The organism is Nocardiopsis sp. SBT366, from assembly GCF_001083815.1.
Taxonomy (GTDB): domain Bacteria; phylum Actinomycetota; class Actinomycetes; order Streptosporangiales; family Streptosporangiaceae; genus Nocardiopsis; species Nocardiopsis prasina.
Map to the genome: position 1 here is coordinate 1 of NZ_LAVM01000084.1, position 24,241 is coordinate 24,241.

Sequence of the window (24,241 nt, forward strand, 5' to 3'; positions counted from 1 at the left end):
CCCCGCCGAAGATCGTGTCGTGCCCTGTTGTGACGCCACCACCCCCCGTTCCGGTTCCGGTGTATCCGTTACCAAGTGTGGAGGGATGTTCCGTTCCCAGCTTGCCACGCTGGACGAAGACCGAGACCTGGGAGAGTCCGTCCGAGTAGACGGCGTGCACGACCCGCCGTTCCCCGTAGCGTTTGGAGCGGGTGTCGACCAGCCTGAGGTCCCAGGTGAGGTGTTCGGGCAGCGTCCAGCCCGCCTCACGCAGCTCACGCCGTTCCCCGCCGTCGAGGGCGTCGCCCCAGGGAGAGTCCCCGGGTGCCTCGTCCGGCCAGGCGCCCTCCCCCAGGCTGAGGTCGGTGAGGTGGCTGCTGAAGGCCTCCGCCCCGGAGCGGTCGTACACCGCGTGCCCCAGGAGGAGGTGGGTCTCGGTGTCCACCCAGAACCGACCGGCCACGGTGGAGTCAGCGCGCAGCGCCTCCACGAGATGGGCCGGTCGGCCGTCGAGGCGCTCCCGACCCGCGTCCACCACCTGGTAGGTGTCCTCGAGCACGACCAGCAGGCGTTCGTCGAGGGACTCCAGGGCGGACGAGGCCAGCACGACGAAGGCCGACTCCTCGTCCTCCTCCCCCAGCGGGGACATGGCCAGTCCGGAGCTCGGCCGGTTGACCACGTGAAGGTCCACCCCGTCCCGGTCCTCGCCCTCGGGCCCGCGCACCTCACGCACGCCGGTGTAGGCCACCCTGCCGTGAGCGTCGGAGGCGCGGTGCAGCACCGCCATGCCGTCGTCCTCACCCTCGGCCGGGACCGAGGTGGCGTCCGGGTGCACCGCACCGGTGAGCACGAGGGCGCACATCAGCGCGGCGGCGACGGAGGCGGGAGCGGAGTTCGGTCCGGAAGAGGGTCCGCCAGACCTCACCGGGTCGTTTCTGTCGAGGTCGAGGGCGGCTGCCCCTCGGCCGCGACGGGCAGGGGCTCGAACGGCGGCTGTTCCGCGGGCAGCGGCTCCACCACCGGTATCTGGCGGCTGGTCACGGCGTGCTCGACCGCGAAGTCGGCCAGGTGGGGCTCCACCACAGGGGTGTCCTCACCCTCACCGCCCGCGACGAACGCGCTCCCCAGGAGCGCCGTCGCCACCGCCAGCCCCGCGACCGCGTAGCGTCCGCCGGAGAAGTGCGGCAGCAGGCCGGAGAACCGGTCGCCGCCCCGGGGTTCGGGTCTGGGCGGGACGTACCGCTCCGGCTGGGTGCGCGGTTGGGTCCTCTGCTGGGCGGGCGACGCGGTCTCCGGAGCGGTGCGCGATCGCTCGCCCCGGTGCAGCGGTTCGCTCGGGTAGGCCGGTCGGCCCGCGCCCGCCATCAGGGGCCCGCCCGTGGGAAAGCCACCCAGGGGACGGGAGTGCCCCAGCGGGGGGCTGGACCCGAAAGGGCCGGTCGGCGGCGGGTCCAGGGGGCCGCGATCACCCCGATCACGTGATCCCGTGCCAGGGCCGCCGGGACGGCCCAGGCCCGGCTGGGACAACAGGCGCCCCATGAAGTCGATGTCGGGTTCGGGTTCGCCGAGCCCGGTGAGCCTGCGCTTGAGTCTGCGCATCATGTCGGCCTCGAAACGGCACGACTCGCACTTGGCCAGGTGGATGAGGGCGCGCTCGTGGTCGGCGGCGCCCAGCTCCCCGTCGATGAGCGCCGAGAGGCGCTCCCCGAGGTGGTCCATGCTCATTCCGCCTCCCCGTGCATCACGTTGGCAGTGGCGCCGTCGGACCCCTCGGTGCCCCCCTGGGCCCCGTTCGCGGCCGCCAGGGACCTGCGGTGCTCCAGGGCGCGGCGCAGCTGGGCGCGGCCCCGGTGGATCCGGCTGCGTACAGTGCCCAGCTTGACGTCGAGCGTGGCCGCGATCTCCTCGTAGGAGAGCCCCTCGATGTCACAGAGCACGACGGGGGCGCGGAACTCGGCAGGCAGGGCGTCCAGTGCGCTCTGGACGTCGGCGTCGAAGTGCCGGTCGTCGTATCGCTGCGCCGGTGAGGGCTCGCGGCCCTCCAGGCGCTCGTCGGCGTTGTCGGCCAGCCCCTCGAACCGGATGCGGGCCTTGCGCCGGGCCATGTCCAGGAAGAGGTTGGTGGTGATGCGGTGCAGCCACCCCTCGAAGGTGCCGGGGGTGTAGTTGGCGAGGGAGCGGAACACACGGATGAAGACCTCCTGGGTGAGGTCCTCGGCGTCGTGCTTGTTCCCGGTGAGGCGATAGGCCAGCCGGTAGACGCGCGGCGAGTGGACGCGCACGACCTCTTCCCAGCTCGGGGGTTCCCATGCCTCGAACTCGACGGCAGGGCCGGTCTCTGGCACCGCTGCTCCCTTCATCCCGCTGAGTCCACCACGCGAGGACAGGTAGGGGGTGTTCACTTCGTGGCGATCAACGTGCGTTCATCCCGATTCAACGCCGGAGGGAGCCGATTAAGTTCCCGCCGCCACACTCGGAGTTCCGGCCGGTTCAGGCTAGTCTTTTGCCCAGGGACATACCTGGCCGCGACCACCATTCTACGGTGGGTGACGATCCCCCGGTCAGAGCGCCTGGCCACGACATTCAGCAGTGCTTGGGAGGCCGTCATCAGCGCAGAAGAGAGCGTCGCCCGGACCGCGTGGGTCCGGACCGAGCAGGCTCGGTTCGAGGAGTCCGCCATGGGGGACGGACCTCTGGCGGACGCCTACGACGCGGGCGTGCGGGCCTCGGCCTCGCCCGTGGACGCGGCGACGGGGGCCGCGCTGCGGTTCCTCACCGCCGCCATCGGCGCCCGTTCGGTGGTGGAGATCGGCACGGGCTGCGGGACGTCGGGGATCTGGCTGCTGCGGGGTATGGCCCGGGAGGGCATCCTGACGACCGTGGACGTCAACGCCGCCTACCAGGACTACGCGCGCTCGGCCTTCTCCCGCTCGGGGTTCGGCGCGGGCCGGGCCCGACTGATCCGGGGGACGGCGCTGGACGTGCTGCCGCGGCTGACCGACGGCGGGTACGACATGGTGTCGGTCGACGCCGACCAGGCCTCCTACCCCGCGTACCTGGAGGAGGCGCTGCGGCTGTTGCGCCCGGGCGGGGTGCTGGTGTTCAACAACGTGCTGACGGCCCCCGCCGAGCCGGACAGCCCGCTGCGGGTCCCCGACCCCGGGGAGACCGCGGTGCGCGAGGTGATGCAGCGGATGCGCGAGGACGAGACGTTCATCCCCCTGCTGGTGCCGGTCGGCGAGGGACTGCTCGCCGCCATCCGCCCCTAGGGGCGGACCGTGGCAGGAGGGGCCTGGTCCGAGCGATCGGTCGTGCGCGCACGCGCGTCGGGCCCGGACGGAGGGTGTGTTCCGCCCGGGCCCGTGGCCGGTTCCGTACCGGCCGGGTCACTACCTGGCGGCGAGCCAGCGGAGCAGGGTGCGGGTGGCGAAGGCCGTGCCGCCCTTGGTGAGCAGGCCGCTCTCCTGCATGGACCGGCCCGGACCGGCGATGTCCAGGTGGGCCCAGGGCAGACCGCCGGTGAACTCGCGCAGGAACAGGGCGGCGTCGGTGGCCCCGGCCGGGCCGAAGTCACCGCCCCGGGTGCCGATGTTGGCCAGGTCCGCCACCCGGGAACCGGTGGTGGGAACGTAGTCCTCGGTGAGCGGCATCCGCCACAGCGGCTCGCCCGACTCACTGCCAGCGGCCTCGATCTGCGCGGCGACCGTGTCGTCGGTGCTGTACAGCGCCCCGATACCGGTGCCCAGCGCCAGCTTGGCGGCCCCGGTCAGGGTGGCGACGTCCACCAGCACGTCCGGCTCGAGGTTGGTGCTGGCGTAGCCCATGGCGTCGGCCAGGACCAGACGGCCCTCGGCGTCGGAGTTGAGCACCTCGACGGTCCGGCCGGTGTAGGTGGTCAGCACGTCGCCGATGCGGGTGGCGTCACCCGAGAAGGCGTTCTCCGCCAGGGCGAGCAGACCGGTGACCCGGACGCCCGCGCCCACGGACGCCAGCGCCGACAGGACGGCCAGCACGATTGCCGCGCCGCTCATGTCGGTCTTCATGAGCTTCATGTTGTCGTTGGGCTTGAGCGAGAGCCCGCCGGTGTCGAACGTGATGCCCTTGCCGACCAGCACCACGTGCTCGGTGGGGTTCTCCGGCGTGTAGGACAGCTGGACCAGCCGGGGCGGCCGGGAGGAGCCCTGGCCGACACCGAGGATGGCGCCGAACCCCTCGTCCCCCAGGTCCTTCTCGTCCCACACCCGCACCCCGAGCCCGGACCCGTCGGCCGTCTCGCGCGCACGGGTGGCCATCCACTCCGGGTCCTTGGTCAACGAGGGGGTGTTGATCAGGTCCCGGGCCAGGGCCGTCGCCGTGGCCAGGGTGGTGCCCAGGGCCAGGGGCCCGTCGAGGGCGGCGACGTCTCCGACCACGTCGATCACCGGCGCGGGGCGCTGGGACCTCGGGGGTTCGGCGGTCTTGTACGTGAAGGTGTAGGAGGCGAGCAGGGCACCCTCGGCGAAGGCCGTGGCGGCCTCGCCGTCGGCGCCGGGCCAGGCCAGGGCGACGCGCTCGTTGCCCCGTGCGGCCCGGGAGAGGGCGGCGCCGGCCTTCCGGAGGTCGGCGGGGCCACCCGATCCGACTCCGAGAAGGGCCAGGCGAACCAGGCCCCCGTCCCGGGACACCGGGAACTGGGAGAGCTCACCGGGCTTGCCGGTGAACGCGTAGTGCGCGAACAGGTCCGCGAGCGGCGAGGGAAGGACCTGTGTCAGTCCACCGTCGGTGACCCCTTCGACCGCCTCGGGGCCTTCCTCGCCCGCGAGTACGGGGAGGACCAGCAGGTCCGCGGTGGATTCGGCGAGGGTCCCCGGTACGGGGTGGATCTCCGTGGCGAATGGCACAGGCCGCTCACAATCGTTCACTCTGTGGGGAGGTTCACGCAGGTGGGAGTTGTGGAACCTCGGGGGTCATCAGGGCGTTCCGGCCCAGGTGGGGGACGATTCTTGTCCGGTCAGCCGACGACACCCCGAAGCGCGTCCCGGAGCTCCGTCGCCTCGTCCGGCGTGAGCTCCACGACCAGACGGCCGCCGCCCTCAAGCGGGACCCGCATGATGATGCCGCGACCCTCCTTGGTGACCTCCATCGGCCCGTCGCTGGTCCTCGGCTTCATCGCCGCCATGCCATTCCCCTTTCTAGGTGTTCCTCGCAGGTGGCCGGGGCCGACCCACAGCACCGACGCCGATCCGCAGGGACGTGTCCCGGCTCCGGAGCCGTCGGCCGGTTCCGTGTGACTCGCGCCCGTGTGGCTTGGGGGCGGGAATCACTCTTCGACCATTATCTCGGAGGTTGACCCCCGGGTGTGCGCCAGGCGACAGCCGGGGCACCTCCGTGAGTGCCCACCGGCGAGGAATCGTTGGTCAGTAAGGTTATATCGGTCTCGACCGAAACCCGCGCGGTGCGCGAGCGGCCGAGCCGCCTCCACGCCGGGCGTTCGGGGCCTCGGCGCGGGTCCGTCCGGACTCCGCCCGGACCCGTCAGTCCAGCAGGCCGGTGGAGAGCATCCGCGTCCCCTCCCGGGTGACGGAGGACCACTCGGCGTTGAGGCGGCCGCCCTCGGAGGCGGGCCAGAGGGTCAGCTCCGACTCGTCGACGCAGCGGTCGTCGGGGTCCGAGGTCTCGGTGTAGGCGTACACGAGCCGGTCGCCGTCCCGTGCCGACAGCTCCAGGGTTCCGGAGCAGGAGAAGGTGGTCCAGGCGGTGCTGCCGCGCTCGGCGCCCTCCTCGATCCTCACCTCGGCGTCCCACTCGGCGACGGGCCGTCCGTCCGTGTCGACCTGGCTCATACGCCCCGACCAGGCCCCCACGAACTCCTCGGGGTCGGACATGGTGGTGACGGTGTCCTCGCGGGCGCCGTCAAGGTGGGACCAGGCCACGAAGCCCCCGCCGCCAATCAGGAGGAGCGCGGCCAGGGTCACGGCCGTCCTGGCGAACTGGCGGCGGCGCCTGCCCGTGTGCCTGGTCGAACGGGGCGGCGGCCAGAGGGACATCTGGCGCACCGGGGTCGCGGAGTTCCCGGGTCCGTCCTCGGAGCCCGCCCGGAGTTCGGGTGCTGTGTCCATCCTCGCCATCCTCACGACGGTCCGCCCGCTCCGGCGGAGCAGGGGGTACGCATGTACAGCGACCGAGAATAGATCACCCGAACCCACCACATCCGACCAAGAACGACAAGACGGATGTGATGCACGGCATAGGCGGCCCGGGCGCGCCGGGGCCCCGCCGGGCGTCCAGGTGGGCTCAGCCTCGGTCGTCGCCTCGCCCGCCGACCGAGGCGTCGTCGGCCTCGGGTGCGGTTTCGGTCACTGAATCGGGGGAGGTTTCGGGGGTCGATGCGGGGGTGGAACCCGGGACGGACTCCGACGCGGGGTCCGAGGGCGCCTCGTCCACGCGGGTGTCCGTCACGCGTGTGTCGCTGGCGCGGGGGTCGCTCGCGGCCTCGGCCGTCTCGGCGGGCGCCGCGACGAGGGTCACCCTCTCGATCGGGTCCCTGTCCGTGTCCGTGTACCCGTCGAGTTCGTCCTGGCCCGGCAGGTAGGCGCCCGGACTCGGCCCGGTGCCCCGGGGAACGTAGGACGGGTCCAGACGGGCCAGCCGCCACTCCAGGTCCTCGATCCGCTCCTCACGCTCGCGGAGCGTGGAGGTGAGCCGCACCAGCAGTTCGTCGACCGCGCGCACGTGGTACCCCCACATGGACAGGGGGACGAGGAGACCGGCCAGGTCACGGGAGCCCACCGGGCGTCCCTCGGGCAGGTCCAGCGGGGGGAAGTCGGCCTCGAACCGGGCGAGCTGCCCGCCCTTGCCGAGCACGACGAAGACCACGCCCACGAGGACGGCGAGCGCGGCGGCGGCGACCAGGATCAAGATGAAGAAAGGCACGGGACCGATCGTGCCACACCGCCGTACCCCCCAGGGAACGTCGGGCATGGGAGACTCGGCGGGTGTCGAACGCACCCTTCCGAGTCCTGACTCCGCAGACCGCACCCGGCGCGGTGACGGGGGTCCCCGCAGCCCCCACCGGCGGCGCGGGCGGCGCCCCCTGGACGGTGGACGCCGGTCACCGGCCGTCCGCCGCCCGGGTCGCGGCGCTCATCGCGGAGGGGCACGCGGTCCTGGTCCACTGCACGCGACCGGACGGCGAGGAGCCACGCACGGACCTGCCACCGGCACCGCCCGGGATCGCGGGTGCGGTCCCGGTCGCGGCGGCCGAGGAGGTGGCCCTGGCGACCGTCTACGCCTGGGCGGGCGCACGCGTGTTCGTGACCGACCACCCGGAGCGGGTCCGGCAGGCCCTGGACATGGTCGCCTCGGTGCGCGGCGAGCGTCCACCCGCGGCGGTGCGCAGGGGTCTCGCCTGACCGGACCCCGGGAGCACCGGTCCGAGACCGGTCCGCGGTCGGAGGGAACCCGCCGCACCTGTGGCCCCGTCCTCAAGCTGGCCACCGCCCAGGGGATGCCCCCAGCGGGAAGCGGGGCGAGCCCCCGGAGCGCCCCGGCGCGGCGGTCTAGCTCGCGGGGCCCGCCTCACCGCGTTCGAACTTGTTCTCCAGGTACAGGTGCGCGTGCTGGACGATCCGCACGGCCTCGTCCGGGTCGTCGGTCACGTACAGGAGCTCCATGTCCTTGTCCCTGATCAGTCCGTGCTTGAGCAGGCTGTCCTCCACCCAGCCGCGCAGACCGCCCCAGAACTCCGTGCCGACCAGCACCACGGGGAACCGGGTGATCTTCTTGGTCTGGACGAGGGTGATCGCCTCGAACAGCTCGTCGAGCGTCCCGAACCCGCCGGGCAGCACCACGAAGGCCTGCGAGTACTTCACGAACATCGTCTTGCGGACGAAGAAGTACCGGAAGGTCATCCCCATGTCGATGTAGGGGTTGAGCGACTGCTCGAAGGGGAGCTCGATGCCCAGGCCCACGGAGAGCCCGCCCGCCCGCTGGGCGCCCTTGTTGGCCGCCTCCATCATGCCGGGGCCGCCGCCGGTGATCGTGGCGTACCCGGCCTGGGCGAGCTTGGCCCCGACCTCGACCCCGAGCTCGTAGAACTCGGTCCCGGGCTGGATCCGCGCCGAGCCGAAGACGCTCACGGCGGAGGGGAGTTCGGACAACAGGCCGAAGCCCTCCACGAACTCCGACTGGATGCGCAGCACGCGCCAGGGGTCGGTGTGCACCCAGTCGGCGGGGCCGCGCCTGTCGAGGAGCCTCTGGTCGGTGGTGGTGTCGGGGATCGCGCGGCCGCGGTAGGTGAGCGGTCCGGCACGCCTCACGTTCTCTTCTTCCGTCATGCCCGTAAAGCTATCCATCCGTGGCCAGCCCACACCCGAACGACGCGTGTCGGTCCGGTGACCGGTAGCGGACACGAGGCCGCCCACCAGTGCGGGAGCGCCTGGTGGGCGGCTTCGGGGCTTGTGGGGCGGAGGGGTCAGCGCCGGCCGGTGAGCCAGGCGACCATGCGCTCCTCGGCCTCGCGGATCTGCGGAACGCTGGCGTACTCGTCGCGCGTGTGGGCGAGCATCGGGTCGCCGGGGCCGTAGTTGACCGCGGGCACGCCGAGCTCGGAGAAGCGGGAGACGTCGGTCCAGCCCAGCTTGGCACGGGCCTGTCCCTCGCCGACGGCGGTGACGAAGGCCGCGGCCGAGGGGTCGTCCAGGCCGGGGCGGGCCGGGGCGGAGGAGTCGGTGACCGTCACGTCGAAGCCCGCGAACACCTCGCGCAGGTGGGCCTCGGCGTCCGCCGGGGAGCGGTCCGGGGCGTACCGGTAGTTCACCCGGACCACGCACTCGTCCGGGATGACGTTCCCGGCCACGCCGCCCTCGACGAACACCGCGTTCAGGCCCTCGTGGAAGGTCAGGCCCTCCACCTCGGGCTGGCGGGGGGTGTAGGCGCGCAGCACGTCCAGGATCGCGCCCGCCTTGTGGATGGCGTTCTCGCCCTTCCAGGAACGCGCGCTGTGCGCCCGCTTGCCGTAGGCGGCGACGTCGACGCGCATGGTGCCCTGGCAGCCGCCCTCGATGACCCCGTCAGTGGGCTCCATGAGGATCGCGAAGTCTCCGGCCAGCCACTCCGGGTGGTTCCGGCTGAGTCGGAGGAGGCCGTTGCGGACGGCGTCAACCTCCTCGTTGTCGTAGAAGACGTAGGTGACGTCGTGGACCGGCTCGGTAACCAGCGCGGCCAGCTTGAGCTGGACGGCCACACCGGACTTCATGTCGGTGGTGCCGCAGCCGTAGAGGCGGTCGCCGTCCACGTGCGAGGGGACGTTGTCCACGATCGGCACGGTGTCGAGGTGCCCGGCGACCACGACGCGGCGGTCCCGGCCCAGGTCAGTGCGGGCCACGACGGCGTCGCCGTCCCGGGTCACGGTGAGGTGGGCCAGGGCGGACAGGGCGTTCTCGACCGCGTCGGCGAGGACCCTCTCGTCCCCGCTCTCGGAACGGATGTCCACGAGGGCGGCGGTCAGGTCCGCCACGTCCGAGGTCAGGTCCAGCATGGTGTCGCCCCGTTTCGGTGAGGTGAGTGGGTGGGTCGCGCGCATGGCCACCCTAGAACAACGGCGGGGCGCCCTCCCCGGAAGGGAGGACGCCCCGAACGTCGGTGCGCGGGCGCGGGGACGCGTGCCCCGGCGCGGGCTCCTAGGCGTTGACGCCGTGCTCGCGCAGGAGGTCGTTCAGGGCGAGCTTGTCGTGCTCCTGGCCCTCCTCCAGACGCTTGAGCACCAGCAGGACCGGCATGCCGAACTCGCCGCCGGGGAAGCTCTTGGTCCGGCTGGAGGTGACGCACACCGACCAGGCCGGGGCCTCGCCCCGGGCCAGTTCCTCGCCCGTCTCGGCGTCGAAGACGCGCGTGGAGGAGGTGAGGATGGTGCCCGCTCCGAGCTTGGCGCCCTTGCGCACGCGGGCGCCCTCGACGACCATGCTGCGCGAGCCCAGGAAGGCGTCGTCCTCGATGATCACCGGGGAGGCCTGCGGGGGCTCCAGGACGCCGCCGACGCCCACGCCGCCGGAGAGGTGGACGTTCTCACCGATCTGCGCGCAGGAGCCGACCGTGGCCCAGGTGTCGACCATGGTGCCGGAGCCGACGTAGGCGCCGATGTTGGTGAACGACGGCATGAGCACGACGCCGGGGGCGAGGAAGGAACCCCAGCGGGCGATCGCGCCCGCGACGACGCGGACACCGTCGAAGCGGGTCTTCAGCGGCATGCGGTCGTGGTGGTAGAAGTCGCCGACGTGCGACTCCTTCATGTCCAGGACCTTGAAGCCGAGGAGGATGGAGCGCTTGGCGCGCTCGTCGACGACCACGTCGTCCGTGGCGGGGTCGACGAAGGCCACGCGGGCCTTGCCCTCGTCGATCAGGTCGATGGCGCCGGTGATGACGCGGCGCGCCTCGGAGTGGTCGGGGGTCAGTTCGGAGCGCCGCTCCCAGAGTTCGTCGATCTGGTCGGGCAGCGGACTGGTGTACGAGCTGGTCATGTGAACCCACGTTAGCCGCTCGTCCGGGGTGGGTGGTCTGCGCCCCGCCCGCTCGGGATGAGCCCTTGGCCACTCGTCCCACGGCCCCCGGGCGGACTGGTCGGGTGAGCGGCGCGGGAGGAGCGGGCCGGGGGCCGCGAGAACGGAACACATGTCCCGCGAGAGTTCCCGTGGACTGTTCCCGGTGCCGACTACAATTTCGCCGAGGCCCGTCCGGGGCCCGCCTCCGACAGGTGCCCGGCGCGCCCAGCACACCGCCTCGGCCCTTCCCTCGGGTCCGCGACCGGTGGGCTCCACCCGTCGCCGACCCTTGGTTCGCCCGTGCCCAGTAAACGCAGGACGTTCTCCGCGTTCGCCAAGATCCTCCTCATCCTCACCTTCGTCTGCGGACTGTTCGTGGCCGGGGGCTACTACGTGATGACCAACTTCGAGCCGCTGGACACGCGTGAACGGCCCGAGCCGGGATGCCGTCTGGCACTCGCCGAGGGACGCTACGACATGGAGATCACCCAGGCCATGAACGCGGCGACCGTGGGCGGCGTGGCCTTCAGCCGTGACCTGCCCGAGGAGGCGGTCACGGTGGCGTTCGCGACGGTGTGGCAGGAGTCCACGTTCTACAACGTGGAGTACGGGGACCGGGACTCACTGGGCCTGTTCCAGCAGCGGCCGTCACAGGAGTGGGGCGACCCGGAGGAGATCCTGGACCCGGTGTTCTCGAGCCAGTCGTTCTACGACGAGCTGGTGGAGGTGAACGGGTGGGAGGACCTGCCCGTCTACGAGGCCGCCCAGCGGGTGCAGCGCAGCGCGCACGGGTTCGCCTACGACCAGCACGAGGACCTGTCCGCGGACATGGCCGATTCCCTCACCGGAGCCCTTGGGGCCACGGTGACCTGCTGGTTCGACGAGGAGACCCTGGACTCGATGCGGGCGGGGGACGCCGACGTCGCCGCGGCCGAGGACGAGATGGCCCGGGTGTTCGGTACCGACCCGGCGGAGCTCCCCGTTCCGGAGGGCGGCGAGGGGCAGACCGGTGACCTGGGGTGGGCGATGTCCCTGTGGGCCGTCGTGCACGCCGAGGAGTACGGGATCACGTCGGTGTCGTACGGGGACCAGCGGTGGCGGGCCTCGGACGGCATGGACGGTGCGCAGGACTGGACGGAGATCGAGGACGCGAGCCAAGACACGGGCGGCCGTGTCGTCCTGAGGTAGGAGGGCCGGTGCGGAGCGGTCCCGTGGGAGGCACGGGCCCGGTCCGAGCCCATCCGGCCTGCTCGAAACGGCCACGCGAGGGCACTCGATCGGCGCGCGGTACGCCGGTCCCGGCCCGGTCGGACAACTGCCGCGAGGGCACTGGGCGAGCGCGGTACACCGGTCCCCGAGCCACTCCAAGCCCAACCGCTCTCGTTGAACGGCGACCGCGAAGACACCGGGTGGTCCTGCGGTACCGGTCGTGACCCGACACGGACTCGACGCGGCGGTGTGGTCCGGGGCGGTCGCCTCCGGACCACACCGCCGACGCTCACTCGGCCAGACGCTTGGCCGCCGCCTCCACCCGCTCGTCGGTGGCGGTGAAGGCCACCCGGACGTGGCGCTCGCCGGTCGGCCCGTAGAAGGCACCGGGCGCCACCAGCACGCCGCGATCGGCCAGCGTCCGGACCGCGCCCCAGGAGTCGTGGTCGGGGTGGCTGGCCCACAGGTACAGACCCGCGTTCGAGTGCTCGACGCTCCACCCGGCGTCCTCGAAGGCCGCGCGGAGGCGCGTGCGGCGGGCCCGGTAGCGCTCCTTCTGCTCGGCGGCGTGCGCGTCGTCGTCCAGGGCCGCCCTCATGGCCGCCTGCACCGGGGCGGGGACGATCATGCCCGCGTGCTTGCGCACGGAGAGGAGTTCGGCGACCAGGTCGGGGTCGCCCGCGACGAAGGCGCCGCGGTACCCCGCGAGGTTGGAGCGCTTGGACAGCGAGTGGACCGCGAGGAGGTTCTCGTGGGAGCCGCCGCACACGTCCGGGTGCAGGATCGAGACCGGCTCGGCGTCCCAGCCGAGGTCCAGGTAGCACTCATCGGAGGCGACGATCGTGCCCCGCTCGCGAGCCCACTCGACCACCTTGCGCAGGTGGTCGGCGCCGAGAACGCGACCGGTGGGGTTGGCGGGCGAATTGACCCACAGCAGCTTGACCTCGGCCGGGCCGAGGGCGGTGAGGCTGTCCGAGGCGACCGGGGTGGCCCCGGCGATGCGCACACCCGCGTCGTAGGTCGGGTACGCCAGCTCGGGGAGGACGACCGTGTCACCGGAGCCCAGGCCGAGCAACGTGGGCAGCCAGGCCACCAGTTCCTTGGAGCCGACCGTGGGCAGGACCGCGCCGTCGGCGACCCGCACGTCGTGGCGGCGCTCCAACCAGCCCTGGATGGACGCGCGCAGCTCGGGCGTGCCCCAGGTCAGCGGGTAGCCGGGCGAGTCGGAGGCGTCGGCGAGGGCCGCGCGCAGGTTCGCGGGCACCGGGTCCACGGGAGTGCCGACCGAGAGGTCGACGATCCCGTCCGGGTGGGCGGCGGCCGTTCTCTTGTACGGCGTCAGCCGGTCCCACGGGAAGGTCGGAAGCCGATCGGTCACCGGTCGACGTTCACCCATCGGTGCACTCTCCATTCGGTTCTCGGGCCGTTCAGGTCTCGGTCGGGCCCCACACAACAGCGTCGCGCCGACCCCGGGTGGGGTCGGCGCGACACGTCACGTCGGCCACGCGACCTCTGCGCCAAGGGGTCGCGCGCGGCTCACTCGGCCTGCGGCGGCAGCTTGGCGACGATCGGGTGGTCGCGGTCGATCTTGCCGACCTTGGAGGCGCCGCCCGGGGAGCCCAGGTCGTCGAAGAAGTCGACGTTGGCCTTGTAGAACTCGGACCACTGCTCGGGCAGGTCGTCCTCGTAGTAGATGGCCTCCACCGGGCAGACCGGCTCGCACGCGCCGCAGTCCACACACTCGTCCGGGTGGATGTAGAGCATGCGGTCACCCTCGTAGATGCAGTCCACGGGGCACTCGTCAATGCACGCCTTGTCCAGCACATCAACACAGGGCTGCGCGATGACGTAGGTCACGTCGTACTCCTTGTCTCACCCCCGCTAACCCGCGGGGAGGCGGGGACCTTCAGAGGACACCGGCTCCGGTTCCGACGTGCGGGCGTCGGCCGTGGTCCGGGCTCTGTAAAGCGATTGGCACAGATGTCGTACTCCTAGTATGGCGTCGGAGAGCACCCATCGCACACTCGGGGGGTTGGAAACCTTGCACTTGGGCGGACGGCTCGTACACAGGATCACGCCGGAGGACCTGGGCTCCAGGGTCTCCGTGCGAATCACCCGCGCCGAGGGAGGCTTCACCGATATCGTCGGCGTGGTGGAGTCATGGACCGACGGCGTGCTCACGCTGCGCAGGAGGGACGACTCGACGGTGGAGGTCGCCGAGACCGACGTCGTCGCGAGCCGCGTCGTTCCCCCGGTGCCCCCGCGTCGGCCGCGGCCGAGGCCCCAGGCGCCCACAAGCTGGAATTCTTCGGACTTTCCGGGGTAGGACAGGCTCAGCCCGGCACGGCGAACCCCCAACCGTGACCCCGGGCGGACAACGAAGCACCGAACCCGGCCGTCCCACCCCCTGACGGACCGGGCACGAGGTACGCGGGGAGGTGGCGCCCATCATGCGGGAGGCAGTCGCGTCCGCACTCGCCGAGCTGGCCCGGCGGGACGAGCGGGCAGCCGACCTGGCACGACTGGCTCTGGACACGCTCGCCCCCGACCAGGAGATCCAACGGCTCAACCAGCACACGGTGCAGCGTTTCTGCTGGTACGAGCTGCCCATCCGCTTCCAGGACTCCGCGGACGACCGACTGTTCGCGGTGCGTTCCCTGAGCCACCTCTTCCAGCTCCTGAAGCTGAACCGGTACGCGGACGTGTGCCGGGCCTCCGAGACCGCCACCCTCCTGACGCTGTACGACGCCGACCACACGGCGGGGCTGGCCATGTACGAGCGGCTCATGTGGGAGTCCGGGGTGGAGCCGCCCGACCTGCCCGAACTCACCTGGGGCACCAGTGTGGGCGACGTGGAGATGCACGCCCGCCGGGAGACCGCCGCCGCCCTCGAACTCGCGATCACCCTGGGCGACATCCGCCCCGGCAAGAGCGGCTGGCGACCCGCCCAGGAGCGGTTCGCGCGGTCCTTCCTCACCCAGCCCGACCACCGGGGGCTCAGCCACCTGGACCGGGTCCGCGAGGAGCGGGTCCGGGCGTGGATCTCCTCATCGGCACACCCGCACCGACAGCGGCTGTGGCCGCTGGTGGGCCAGATCATCGCGGGGGCGGACGTCCCTCGCGGTTCGACGGCCGCGATGGCGCCGCTGCAACGGATGCTGGACCTGGCCTCGGAGGGGATCGCGCTCACGCAGATCGGGTACATCTCCCCGGGCGTGGTGCGGCAGCTGTGTGAGGACTTCGGTTGGTCCACCACCCCCGAACCGCCGCGCAGCGAGACCGACGCCACCCAGATCATCGCCCTGCACCAGGTGCTGCGCACGATGCGCGCTGTGCGCCGGTCCGGGCGCCGGCTCGAACTCACCCGGCGCGGCCAGCAGCTGCGCGAGGACCCCGAGGCGTTGTGGCAGGCCGCCACGGAGACGCTGTGTCGGACCGGCGGCATCCAGCAGGCCGCCGCCGAGACCCTGCTCGGCATGCTTCTGGGCCGTTCACCCCAGGGTCTGGGATCGCACGCCAGGCCAGGCATCTCGGACGCGGAGGCGGCCGAGCGAACCCTGACCGAGTCCGGGTGGCGCCCGGTCGACCCTCCGCTGGCCGCCGGACGGCACGCCGCCGCCCACCGCCGCGCCGCCGAGACCGCCTCGGACCGGGTGCGCGCCATGGTGATGGCGGTGGGTTGGCTGCTGGAGGCGCTCGGGCTGGTCACCGGGGACGACAGCGACGGCCGCCGGGAGCTCACCCCCGCGGGGCGGGCGTTCGCGGTGGCCTCCCTGCACAGGTCGGCGGTGGCGCCCCGAGCGGTGGTCTGAGGCGGCACCCCGTCGGACGCCGTCAGCGGCCGCCCCTCAGGGCGAGGTCAGGGCGGGGCAGTGATCGGTGAGGCACCCGCTGCGAGGAGGTGCGCGCCAGGGCCTAATCTGGAGCGCGAACCACCCGCGACCAGCAGGAGCATCATGCCCACGCCCGAGCCGCCGCAGTCGACGGACCCCGACGCCGTGAACGTCCCCGACAGCGAGGCGGACCACGGCGAGCGGACGCGCGCCGCCGACCCGTGGAACCAGATGCCCGACGACGCCCTGAACGCCTCCGGGGTCGGCGCCGACCGCTCGGACGGCGCGGACGAGGGTGCGGACGACGCGGTCTCCGACCACGGTCGTGAGGGCGCCGGGGAGGGGGCTGTCAAGGGCGTCGAGGGCGTCGAGGGCACCGGAGTGAAGGAGGCCGCCCCCGAGCGGCCGCAGAGCTGGGCTGACTTCCTGCCGAGCCCGGTGTTCCTGCTTGTCCTCGGCCTGGCCGGATTCGCGGGCTGGCTGTCCTGGACCCACGCCGAGTTGGACTGGGCCGACGAGGGGACGTCGGTCACCCCGCTCCTCCCGCCGCTGATGATCCTGCTCGGGTGGATCGTGTCGGTGGCCGTCCACGAGTTCGCGCACGCCCTGGCCGCCTACCTCGCCGGGGACCGCTCACTGCGCGGCAGCGCCTACCTGCGGTTCAACCCCTTCGCCTACCGGGAGGCCTTCGGCGGCCTGGTGCTGCCGGTGGTGTACCTGGGGCTGGGCGGGTTCGGCCTGAACGGGCCGCCCACCTACGTGGACTGGGAGCGCGTGCCGAGTCGGGGCCGCCGGGTCATGGTGGCGCTGGCCGGTCCGCTCGCCAGCCTGGTGCTGTCGGCCCTGCTGGCCCTGACCGTCTCACTCCTGGTCCCGGTCGGCCAGGACACCACCAACTGGGCGATCTCCTCGATCGCCTTCCTGTCCCTGGCCAACCTCACCAGCGCGGTGGTGAACCTGCTGCCGGTCCCCGGGTTGGACGGGTACCACGTCCTGGCCGCCTTCAGGGGCGCCCGCTGGACGGAGTTCGTCCGGTTCAACGGGCTGTTCTGCTCGATCGCGGTGTTCGCCGTCCTGTGGCTGCCGGTGGTGCGGGACGTGTTCGAGAAGTCGGCCTACGCGCTCTTCGACCTGCTCCTGCCCAATCCGACCATCCCGGGGATGATGTTCCACGGGAAGCTGCTGCTCCAGTTCTGGGCGTAGGCCCGCACGGCGCTACGCCGAAGGGGTGACCACGGGGGTGGGGCGCGGCGGCAGGACGAAGCTGCGCATCACCCCGACGGCCAGGGCGATCATCGAGCCGAACAGGAAGACGTAGTTGACCAGCTTCGCGGAGAACACGATGTTCCCGCCGGTCAGGTAGCCGAGCATGACCAGCATGACCGCGACGTAGCCGACCGCGAAGCCCACGGCGCCGGACTGGCGGCGGCTCCCCCACCCGGCCAGGCGGCACAGCGCGTACAGCGCCACCAGGAAGGCGACCACCGCGGCCACGCCCCCGACCTGCTGGGAGAGGCCGAGGTCCCAGAAGTGGGAGACCCAGCCCATCGCGAAGCCGGAGAGCACCCCCACGGCCAGGCCCGCGACGAGCAGGACCGCGAACGAGAGCACGGTCACCGCCGACGACAGGAACGGGGGCGGGCCGCCCCGCGGTGCCGGGGACGTCTCGGGGTTCTCGGGAGTCTCAGGAGTGGTCACGGAAAACGAGGGTAGGTGCTCCCGGGCGGGAAGGTGGCACGATCCCCGGTACTGCGCCGCCTCACAGTCCGGCGAACAGGTCCGTCTCGTAGCCGTCCGCACCGGCCCTGGGGGGCGGTCCCATCAGCAGGGTGAAGTGCTCGACGGCGTCGATCTCCTGGGCGATGTCGTTGGACAGCGCGAACCGTTCCCCGTCCACCGTGATCTGGGTGGCGTGCGCCCGCATCGCCAGGGCCTTGGCCGCCCAGTGGTCGGAGGCGTCGATCCGTGTGGTGACGAGCGCGTCGGGAGTGCCCCGGGCGATGTCCGACACCTGCTTGGGCGGGGTGAACGGTCCCGCCTCCTCGTTGAGCCGCGCGATGGACGCCTCGATACGGGACACCGGCTGGGCGATCGCGTACAGCTTGCCGACCTGCCACGGAGTGCCGGGCATGGCCCGCTCGTTGGCCTTGGCGCAGGCTCGCCGGGTGACCCGGTGGGCCTGGACGTGGTCCGGGTGACCGTAGCCGCCGTGTTCGTCGTAGCTGACCAGCACGTGCGGGCGGACCTCGCGGATGACCTCGGCCAGACGGCGGGCCGCCTCCTCGACGTCGGCGCCCCAGAAGGCCTTCGGGTGGTCGTTGGTGGGGCCGCCCATCATCCCGGAGTCCCGGTAGTGGCCGGGGCCTCCGAGGAACCGGTGGTCGCGCACGCCCAGGGCCAGGCAGGCCCTGTCGAGCTCCCCGATCCGGTACTCGCCCAGGGTGTCCTCGCGGTCCGCGGTCAGGTGGGCCAGACCGGCGGGGATGACCTCGCCCTCCTCGCCCAGGGTGCAGGTCACCAGGGTGACCCCGGCCCCCTCGGCCGCGTACTTCGCCAGCGTGGCACCGGTGACGATGCTCTCGTCGTCCGGATGCGCGTGCACCATCATCAGTCGCCTGTCCATCACGCAGCGAACAATACCGGGCGGATGCGCGCTTCTCCTCCCAAACGCCACCATGGGGCAGACAGGTGGCGGACCTCGCACGACGGGCGCGGGTCCGGGAACGACCGGGCCGTGCCATGGGACACAATCGGCGTATGAGTTTTCCTCGCCAACAGGCCAGAACCCAGCGCTTCACGATCGGGGTCCCGCGCGCGTTCCAGATCTCTCCGGACGGGGAACGCGTCACCTTCCTGCGCGGACGTGACGGCACCGACCGGGCGACCTGCCTGTGGTCGTACTCAGTGGAGACCGGGACCGTGTCGCTGCTCGCCGACCCCCGGGACCTCGGCGCCGACGACGAGAACCTCCCCCCGGAGGAGCGGGCCCGCCGCGAGCGGATGCGCGAGCACGGCGGCGGCATCGTGTCGTACACGGTGGACGACGCCTTCACCCGCGCGGTGTTCACGCTGTCCGGACGGGTGTTCTACGTCGACCTCGTCGGGGACGACGGCGCCCCGCGAGAGCTCCCGGTGGCCAGCCCTGCCGTCGACCCCCGGATCGCCCCCGCGGGTGACCGGGTGGCCTACGTGCACCAGGGCGCGGTCCGCGTGGTCGACATCGCCGACGACGGCGACCCGGACCGGGACCGCGTCCTCGTGGAGCCGGACGGCGAGCACGTCACCTGGGGTCTGGCCGACCTGGTCTCCGCCGAGGAGATGAGCCGGGTGCGCGGCTTCTGGTGGTCCCCGGACGGGCACTCGCTGGCGGTCAGCCGGGTGGACGAGGCCGAGGTGAACCGCTGGTTCGTCGGCGACCCGAACCAGCCCGGTCAGGAGCCGCAGCCGCTGCGGTACCCGGCGGCCGGAACCGCCAACCCGGACGTGCGGCTGGCGGTGCTCGCCGTGCCGTCCGCGACCGCGTACCGGCGCGAAGGGCTCCCCGAGCCCACGCCGATCGAGTGGGACCGTGAGGCGCTGCCGTACCTGCCCACCGTGGGGTGGACCACCGGGCCGGACGGCAACCCCGTGCTGGTGTTCACCGCGCAGAGCCGCGACCAGCGCACCCTCACCCTGTTCAGCTCCGACCCCGCCACCGGTCTGGTCTCGGCCGTCCGTACCGAGAGCGACGACGTGTGGGTGGAGATCATGCCGGGGGTGCCCGCGTTCACCGCGTCGGGTGAGCTGGTGTGGATCGGCCGCGACGGCACCCGGGGCGAGCGCCGGGTGTACGTGGGCGAGGGCGCGGTCAGCGCCGAGGGCGTGTACGTGCGCGGCGTGGTGGACGTGGACGGCGACCGCGTGCTGTTCACCGGTTCCCCCGCCGGGCGTCCCGGCGACGTGTCGCTGTGGCTGGCCGACACCCGGCTGGGCACGTGCGCCCCGCTGGAACTGCCGGGAGGTTCCGACGACGGGCACGGCGGAGTGCGCTCCGGCAGGCTGCGGGGCGACACCCTCGTGGTGCAGCACCGTTCGATGGACTTCACCGGGGTGCGGACCCTGGTGGTACGCGACGCCAGCCGCGAGACCCGCCGCGCCCACGGTGAGATCGAGAGCCTCGCCGAGATCCCCGACCTGCCGGACGTGCGCGTGCACACCTGGCTGGCCGGGGAGCGCGGAATCCCCACCGCGCTGGTCCTGCCGTCCTGGTACCGCGAGGGCGAGGACCCGCTGCCGGTGCTGGTCGCCCCGTACGGTGGCCCGCACGCCCAGCGGGTGCTCAACGCGCGCGGCGCGTTCCTGGCCTCGCAGTGGTTCGCGGAGCAGGGCTTCGCCGTCCTCATCGCGGACGGTCGCGGCACCCCGGGGTTGGGGCTGGACTACGAGCAGGCGGTCCACCACGATCTCGCCGAGCCGGTCCTGGAGGACCAGGTGACGGCCCTGGCGGAGGCCGCTGAGCGGTTCGACTGCCTGGACACGAGCCGGGTGGGCATCCACGGGTGGTCGTTCGGCGGATACCTGGCGGCGCTGGCCGTGCTGCGCCGCCCGGACGTGTTCCACGCGGCCGTGGCGGGCGCCCCGGTGATCGACTGGGCCCTGTACGACACGCACTACACCGAGCGCTATCTGGGAACCCCGCACGAGCAGGCGGAGGTGTACGAGAGGACGTCCCTGATGGCGGACGCGGCCAAGCTGGAGCGACCGCTGATGCTGATCCACGGGCTGATCGACGACAACGTGGTGTTCGCGCACACGCAGCGGATGTCCGAGGCGCTGCTGGCCGCGGGCCGACCCCACACGGTGCTGCCGCTCGCGGGCGTGACCCACAGCCCGGCGGACCCGGTGACGGCGGAGAACCTGCTGCTGTTGCAGGTGGACTTCCTGAAGCAGAACCTGAAGGGCGCGTAGGCCCGGGTCACGGCCCCGGCCTCGTCCTCCCCGAGCGAGGAGGACGAGGCCGGGGCCGCGGCGTCCACCGGGGCCGTCAGTAGGCGGGTGCGGGCGTGGGCAGGACCTCGGACTCGTCGGGGACATCGATCGTCACGGGCTCGTCGTAGCTGATGGCGACGACTTCCCACCCCTCCGCGCCCTCGAAGGTGTCCGTGCCGTCGACACTGATCTCACGGTAGTGCTCGAACCGTTGGAATCGTCCGTCCTCACCGATCCACAGGTCGAACACGTACTCACGGATGCCGGGGGCGTCGTCCTCGGCATCCGTGTAGGGGCTCCATCGCAGGAAGGTGCCCGAGTAGTAGTGGGCCGCTCCGTGCGCGGGCTCGGTGTCGAAGTGGTCCCTGCTCCAGGCGGCGTCCGGCTGGACCGCCTCCGTCACCCCCTGGTAGGTGACGTCCGCCTCGGACTCCACCTCCAGAAGCAGCGAGGGGTACCAGAGGAAGGTCCACTCTCCGGAACCGAACTGCGCGGCGTACTCCATCGGGCTCACGGGTTCCGGGTCACGGCCGTACGGGTTCGGGTCATCGGGCACACCGGGCGGACGATCCATCACGGCACGGCCCAGGAGGCGCTCCACGCCCTCCCCGCTCATCAGATCGCCTCCGACCGCCAGGAACTGGTGGTAGGCCGGACCACCGTGGTGTCCCTGGTAGAGAACCGGCTCCGGGTCGTTCGTGTACCGGTGCACCAGGAACTGTCCATGCTCGTCCGCCGTGGTGTTGCGCTGGTAGGCCTCGAAGCTCTCGACCTCCTTGGCCGAGTCGATCGCCTGGGAGAGCACGGCCTCCCAGTTCTCGGGGTCCGTCTCCGCCGCGAGCGCGGAGTCCACCCCCTCTCCACCGGAACCCGCATCCCCGGCGTTCCCCCGGCCTTCGCCGCCTGCTGTGGTGACCCCGGCACCTCCCCCCAACCCCATTCCGGGCAGGCCGAGCGAGGGCACCCCGTTGCCCGGCCACACGAAGACTCCCCCGGCGAGGACCAGGGCGAGTGCGGCGGCCCCCGCCGCCACCCACGTCCCCGAGCGCTTCCTGCGCACCCTCCTGGTCTCCGGGGCGGAGATTCCCCGCCACTCGGTGGCGAGCAGGCCGGGAACGATCTCGGTGGGGTGGGCCGCCGCCACCGGCTCCACTCGGGTCGCGGCCCAGCCGCCGGTGAGTTCCGAGAGGACCTCGACGGCGGTCGGACGTTGGCCTGGGTCCTTCGACAGTGCCCTGCGTACCGGGGTGGCCAGGGGTTCAACGAGCACGGACAGATCCGGTTCCTCGTTGCGGACACGGTGGGACAGCACATCCGGCTGACCGGCCCCGAAGGGGTTCACGCCGGTGGCGGCGAAGAGCACCAGGCTCCCCCAAGCGAACATGTCCGAGCGTTCGCTGGCCTCCTGTCCCAGATACTGTTCCGGCGCCACCCAGCCGGGGGTGCCGAGCAGTCCGCCGGTCGCCGTGAGCGCGGTGCCGTCTGCGGCGCGGGCGATCCCGAAGTCCAGCACCTTGGGACCGTCCGGGGCCACGATCACGTTCCCCGGTTTGAGATCCCGGTGCACCACTCCCACCGCGTGGATCGCGGTCAAAGCCTCCGCCAGACCCACCGCGAGCGCGGTGAGCACTCCTCCTGTGAGTGATCCGTTCTCACGGACGTGCTGGCGCAGGGTTCGACCAGGCACGTACTCGGTGGCCAACCAGGGGGTGGCGGCCTGGGTGTCCGCAGCGAAGAACGTCGGTGTGCAGGTGGCGCGGACCCTGGAGACCAGGTCCACTTCCCGGGCGAACCGAGCGCGGAACTCGGGATTGGCCGCGAACTGGGGGTGGACCACCTTGACCGCGGCGGGGGCGCCGTCCCCGGCCAGGCCGGCGTAGACGGCGCCCATGCCACCCGCGCCGATCCGGCCGACGACCCGGTAGCCACCGAGGTGTTCGGGGTCGGTCCCGGTGGGTGGCTCCACACCATCGGGCAGACGGTCCTTCGTGAACGGCGGATGGGGATGGGGGGTCACTGGTACTCCGAGTCCTCTGTGTAGGCGCAGTTGTCCAGGGGAGCGCCGTTGGTCAGTGTGGTGTCGAGCGGCCCGATGTAGTCCCTTCCGGGGAAGGTCTCGACCTCTCTGGTCTCGGACACCCCGCTCATCGAACGCGGCACGCAGAACCCTCCCGGGTAGTCGAGGGACTCCTGGGCCCGCGCCCTTGTCTCCAGGGGTACGAAGTAGACGGCCGCCACGCCGCCACTGAACGTGAGCCGGACGGTCTCGGTCGGGTCGTCCGGGGTGAGCTCGGCGAGCAAGCCCGTGTTGCCCACGGTCCTGAAGTCGAGGTTCTCCTGGCCGGGCGTGATGGCTCGCAACCCGAGGAACTCGTTGCTGTGCACGGTCAGGGAACCGTGGTCGGGGAGGTACTCCAGGTCTATGGTCATTCTGAAGTCAACGAACTCGCCGGAAACGGCCTCACTGAAGTCGATTCGCAACTGGTCGAGGGGCTCTCCCCCGTCTGAGGAGGGTTCGAGGCGGCGGACGAGCACGGGCTCGTCCTGAGAGGCCGGTTCCACCACGACTTCGCCCGTCTCGTAGAGATCGCGGTACTCCTCGGGGGCGTCGTCGGGGGCTCCTGCGGCGGAGGTGGTCCCCCCTGTGGCCGCGCTCCCGCCCGTCGTGCCCCCCGGCCCACTCGGCTCCCCGGGAAGCGACGAGTCCTCACCGGTCAGGGCGCGCACCCCCAGCCCGACGACCAGGGCGAGGGCAAGGACTCCGGAGACCGCTGTGAGGGCCGTGCGGTGCCGTCGCGCCCAGCTCCGCTTGCGCGGGGCGCCTCGAATCCATTCCCGTGGGTCCGTGAGGGGCACGGACACGGCGGCCCAGGTGCGGTTCGGGCTCCCGGCGTCAGCGTGCCTCTCGGTTCCCGGCAGCCCTGCCACGGCCTGCTGGAGTTGGGCGGCGGTCGGCCGAGCCTCGGGGGCCTTGGACAGGGCCCGGTGCAACACCGCGTGCAGGTGCACGGGGACACCGAGCAGGGACGGGGGTTCGGAGAGGACGCGTGAGACGACGACGTCGGAGGTGCCCGAGCCGAAGGGGCCCCGTCCGGTGGCGGCGTGGACGACGAGCCCGGCCCACGCGAAGACGTCCGAGCGGTCTGTGGCCGGGGCGCCCCGATACTGCTCCGGGGAGATCCAGCCGGGAGTGCCGACCAGTCCGCCGGTCCGGGTCAGGGCGGTGCCGTCGGTGGCTCGGGCGATCCCGAAGTCCAGCACCTTGGGACCGTCCGGGGCCAGGATCACGTTCCCCGGTTTGAGATCCCGGTGCACCACCCCAGCCGCGTGGATAGCGGTCAACGCCTCCGCCACCCCGTGGGCGAACTCGGCCAGCGCCTGCCCCGAAAGCGGTCCACGCGTGCGCACGAAGTCGGCCAGGGTCGGTCCGGGTACGTACTCGGTGGCCAGCCACGGCACTTCGGCACCGGTGTCGGCGCCGAAGAAGTCGGGGACACACGCGGCACGAACCCGGCGAACCAGTTTCACCTCGCGCGTGAAGCGCTCCCGAAAGTCGGTGTCCGTGGCCAGGACCCGGTGCACGCACTTGACCGCCACCCGCCGGTCCCGGTCGTCCAGTCCCGCGTACACCACACCCATGCCGCCAGCACCCAACCTCCCCACCAGGCGGAACGGTCCGATGTAGCGAGGGTCGACCGGGTCGAGGGGCGGCACACCGGTGGGGGGTTCGGGGGG

Annotated in this window: 23 protein-coding genes; 7 read left to right on the plus strand and 16 right to left on the minus strand. The window is 72.1% G+C overall.

From position 1 onward, the window contains the following. The 3 genes from ADX84_RS20970 to sigE all read right to left on the minus strand — a co-directional run. The coding region (locus tag ADX84_RS20970; protein WP_369801129.1) for a sigma-E factor regulatory protein RseB domain-containing protein at positions 1-904 on the minus strand (904 nt) is incomplete at its 3' end. After that, complete coding sequence (locus ADX84_RS20975) at positions 901-1,704, minus strand: anti-sigma factor (protein WP_234004111.1); 804 nt, start codon at positions 1,702-1,704, stop codon at positions 901-903. The genes ADX84_RS20975 and ADX84_RS20970, both read right to left, overlap by 4 nt. Continuing rightward, positions 1,701-2,339, minus strand: coding sequence for an RNA polymerase sigma factor SigE (sigE, locus tag ADX84_RS20980; protein ID WP_049578218.1), 639 nt, complete (start codon positions 2,337-2,339; stop codon positions 1,701-1,703). The genes ADX84_RS20975 and sigE overlap by 4 nt, the downstream gene beginning before the upstream one ends. Positions 2,340-2,657: 318 nt before the next feature. Here sigE and ADX84_RS20985 point away from each other — a divergent pair, with 318 nt between their 5' ends. Beyond that, a complete protein-coding gene (locus ADX84_RS20985; protein WP_049578190.1) occupies positions 2,658-3,248 on the plus strand; it encodes an O-methyltransferase in 591 nt (196 codons plus the stop codon). 120 nt (positions 3,249-3,368) lie between these two features. On the opposite strand, the gene ADX84_RS20990 is transcribed toward ADX84_RS20985, so the two are convergent. The 4 genes from ADX84_RS20990 to ADX84_RS21000 form a co-directional block, all read right to left on the minus strand. Next, positions 3,369-4,859, minus strand: coding sequence for a leucyl aminopeptidase (locus ADX84_RS20990; RefSeq protein ID WP_049578192.1), 1,491 nt, complete (start codon positions 4,857-4,859; stop codon positions 3,369-3,371). Between the two features lie 110 nt (positions 4,860-4,969). Further along, positions 4,970-5,137 (minus strand): DUF3117 domain-containing protein, encoded by a 168-nt coding sequence (locus tag ADX84_RS25765; protein ID WP_017542172.1) that lies wholly within the window; start codon positions 5,135-5,137, stop codon positions 4,970-4,972. A gap of 355 nt (positions 5,138-5,492) precedes the next feature. Then, the gene (locus tag ADX84_RS20995; protein WP_049578195.1) at positions 5,493-6,077 is read right to left on the minus strand and encodes a hypothetical protein; all 585 of its coding nucleotides are present in this window, start codon (positions 6,075-6,077) and stop codon (positions 5,493-5,495) included. 175 nt (positions 6,078-6,252) lie between these two features. Beyond that, a complete protein-coding gene (locus tag ADX84_RS21000) occupies positions 6,253-6,891 on the minus strand; it encodes a hypothetical protein (protein WP_049578220.1) in 639 nt (212 codons plus the stop codon). Between the two features lie 62 nt (positions 6,892-6,953). Between ADX84_RS21000 and ADX84_RS21005 the strand changes: the two genes are divergently transcribed. After that, positions 6,954-7,370 (plus strand): hypothetical protein, encoded by a 417-nt coding sequence (locus ADX84_RS21005; RefSeq protein WP_049578197.1) that lies wholly within the window; start codon positions 6,954-6,956, stop codon positions 7,368-7,370. Between the two features lie 147 nt (positions 7,371-7,517). Here the strand turns inward: ADX84_RS21005 and ADX84_RS21010 are convergent, their stop codons facing one another. From ADX84_RS21010 to ADX84_RS21020, 3 genes are all read right to left on the minus strand, one after another. Continuing rightward, positions 7,518-8,294 (minus strand): TIGR00730 family Rossman fold protein, encoded by a 777-nt coding sequence (locus tag ADX84_RS21010; protein ID WP_199776658.1) that lies wholly within the window; start codon positions 8,292-8,294, stop codon positions 7,518-7,520. 137 nt (positions 8,295-8,431) lie between these two features. Further along, positions 8,432-9,496 carry a succinyl-diaminopimelate desuccinylase gene (dapE, locus tag ADX84_RS21015; RefSeq protein ID WP_049578222.1) on the minus strand — a complete coding sequence of 355 codons (1,065 nt, stop codon included), beginning with the start codon at positions 9,494-9,496 and terminating at the stop codon, positions 8,432-8,434. Positions 9,497-9,638: 142 nt separating this feature from the next. After that, the gene (locus tag ADX84_RS21020; protein WP_049578202.1) at positions 9,639-10,475 is read right to left on the minus strand and encodes a 2,3,4,5-tetrahydropyridine-2,6-dicarboxylate N-succinyltransferase; all 837 of its coding nucleotides are present in this window, start codon (positions 10,473-10,475) and stop codon (positions 9,639-9,641) included. A gap of 321 nt (positions 10,476-10,796) precedes the next feature. Between ADX84_RS21020 and ADX84_RS21025 the strand changes: the two genes are divergently transcribed. Further along, positions 10,797-11,684, plus strand: coding sequence for a hypothetical protein (locus ADX84_RS21025; RefSeq protein WP_049578204.1), 888 nt, complete (start codon positions 10,797-10,799; stop codon positions 11,682-11,684). A 310-nt stretch (positions 11,685-11,994) separates the two neighbouring features. On the opposite strand, the gene dapC is transcribed toward ADX84_RS21025, so the two are convergent. Together dapC and fdxA are read right to left on the minus strand one after the other, a co-directional pair. Then, on the minus strand, positions 11,995-13,101 hold the full coding sequence (gene dapC, locus ADX84_RS21030) for a succinyldiaminopimelate transaminase (protein ID WP_049578207.1): 1,107 nt from the start codon (positions 13,099-13,101) through the stop codon (positions 11,995-11,997). 140 nt (positions 13,102-13,241) lie between these two features. After that, on the minus strand, positions 13,242-13,562 hold the full coding sequence (gene fdxA, locus ADX84_RS21035) for a ferredoxin (protein ID WP_014908468.1): 321 nt from the start codon (positions 13,560-13,562) through the stop codon (positions 13,242-13,244). A 184-nt stretch (positions 13,563-13,746) separates the two neighbouring features. On the opposite strand from fdxA, the gene ADX84_RS26780 reads away from it, so the two are divergent. The 3 genes from ADX84_RS26780 (at position 13,747) to ADX84_RS21050 (ending at position 16,741) form a co-directional block, all read left to right on the plus strand. Next, entirely contained in the window at positions 13,747-14,031 is a 285-nt protein-coding gene (locus tag ADX84_RS26780; RefSeq protein ID WP_049578225.1) for a hypothetical protein, read from the plus strand. A gap of 124 nt (positions 14,032-14,155) precedes the next feature. Further along, positions 14,156-15,517, plus strand: a complete 1,362-nt coding sequence (locus ADX84_RS21045; protein ID WP_049578226.1) for a hypothetical protein — start codon at positions 14,156-14,158, stop codon at positions 15,515-15,517. 144 nt (positions 15,518-15,661) lie between these two features. Further along, positions 15,662-16,741, plus strand: a complete 1,080-nt coding sequence (locus ADX84_RS21050; RefSeq protein ID WP_049578209.1) for a site-2 protease family protein — start codon at positions 15,662-15,664, stop codon at positions 16,739-16,741. Between the two features lie 12 nt (positions 16,742-16,753). Here the strand turns inward: ADX84_RS21050 and ADX84_RS21055 are convergent, their stop codons facing one another. Both ADX84_RS21055 and mshB read right to left on the minus strand, forming a co-directional pair. Beyond that, complete coding sequence (locus ADX84_RS21055) at positions 16,754-17,236, minus strand: hypothetical protein (protein WP_234004113.1); 483 nt, start codon at positions 17,234-17,236, stop codon at positions 16,754-16,756. A 61-nt stretch (positions 17,237-17,297) separates the two neighbouring features. Beyond that, entirely contained in the window at positions 17,298-18,164 is an 867-nt protein-coding gene (gene mshB, locus ADX84_RS21060; protein WP_199776659.1) for an N-acetyl-1-D-myo-inositol-2-amino-2-deoxy-alpha-D-glucopyranoside deacetylase, read from the minus strand. A 131-nt stretch (positions 18,165-18,295) separates the two neighbouring features. On the opposite strand from mshB, the gene ADX84_RS21065 reads away from it, so the two are divergent. Next, a complete protein-coding gene (locus tag ADX84_RS21065) occupies positions 18,296-20,485 on the plus strand; it encodes a S9 family peptidase (protein WP_049578212.1) in 2,190 nt (729 codons plus the stop codon). 76 nt (positions 20,486-20,561) lie between these two features. Here the strand turns inward: ADX84_RS21065 and ADX84_RS21070 are convergent, their stop codons facing one another. Further along, complete coding sequence (locus ADX84_RS21070) at positions 20,562-22,523, minus strand: serine/threonine-protein kinase (protein WP_053107318.1); 1,962 nt, start codon at positions 22,521-22,523, stop codon at positions 20,562-20,564. Next, positions 22,520-24,241, minus strand: a 1,722-nt coding sequence (locus tag ADX84_RS21075; protein WP_049578232.1) for a protein kinase, incomplete at its 5' end; no start/stop codon positions are given. The genes ADX84_RS21070 and ADX84_RS21075, both read right to left, overlap by 4 nt.

Bases quoted from the DNA above. Each gene is read 5' to 3' on its own strand.
- ADX84_RS20975 (WP_234004111.1), bottom strand. From the start codon at position 1,704: ATGAGCATGGACCACCTCGGGGAGCGCCTCTCGGCGCTCATCGACGGG.
- sigE (WP_049578218.1), bottom strand. From the start codon at position 2,339: ATGAAGGGAGCAGCGGTGCCAGAGACCGGCCCTGCCGTCGAGTTCGAG.
- ADX84_RS20985 (WP_049578190.1), top strand. From the start codon at position 2,658: ATGGGGGACGGACCTCTGGCGGACGCCTACGACGCGGGCGTGCGGGCC.
- ADX84_RS25765 (WP_017542172.1), bottom strand. From the start codon at position 5,137: ATGGCGGCGATGAAGCCGAGGACCAGCGACGGGCCGATGGAGGTCACC.
- ADX84_RS20995 (WP_049578195.1), bottom strand. From the start codon at position 6,077: ATGGACACAGCACCCGAACTCCGGGCGGGCTCCGAGGACGGACCCGGG.
- ADX84_RS21010 (WP_199776658.1), bottom strand. From the start codon at position 8,294: ATGACGGAAGAAGAGAACGTGAGGCGTGCCGGACCGCTCACCTACCGC.
- dapE (WP_049578222.1), bottom strand. From the start codon at position 9,496: ATGCTGGACCTGACCTCGGACGTGGCGGACCTGACCGCCGCCCTCGTG.
- ADX84_RS21020 (WP_049578202.1), bottom strand. From the start codon at position 10,475: ATGACCAGCTCGTACACCAGTCCGCTGCCCGACCAGATCGACGAACTC.
- dapC (WP_049578207.1), bottom strand. From the start codon at position 13,101: ATGGGTGAACGTCGACCGGTGACCGATCGGCTTCCGACCTTCCCGTGG.
- ADX84_RS21045 (WP_049578226.1), top strand. From the start codon at position 14,156: ATGCGGGAGGCAGTCGCGTCCGCACTCGCCGAGCTGGCCCGGCGGGAC.
- ADX84_RS21050 (WP_049578209.1), top strand. From the start codon at position 15,662: ATGCCCACGCCCGAGCCGCCGCAGTCGACGGACCCCGACGCCGTGAAC.
- ADX84_RS21065 (WP_049578212.1), top strand. From the start codon at position 18,296: ATGAGTTTTCCTCGCCAACAGGCCAGAACCCAGCGCTTCACGATCGGG.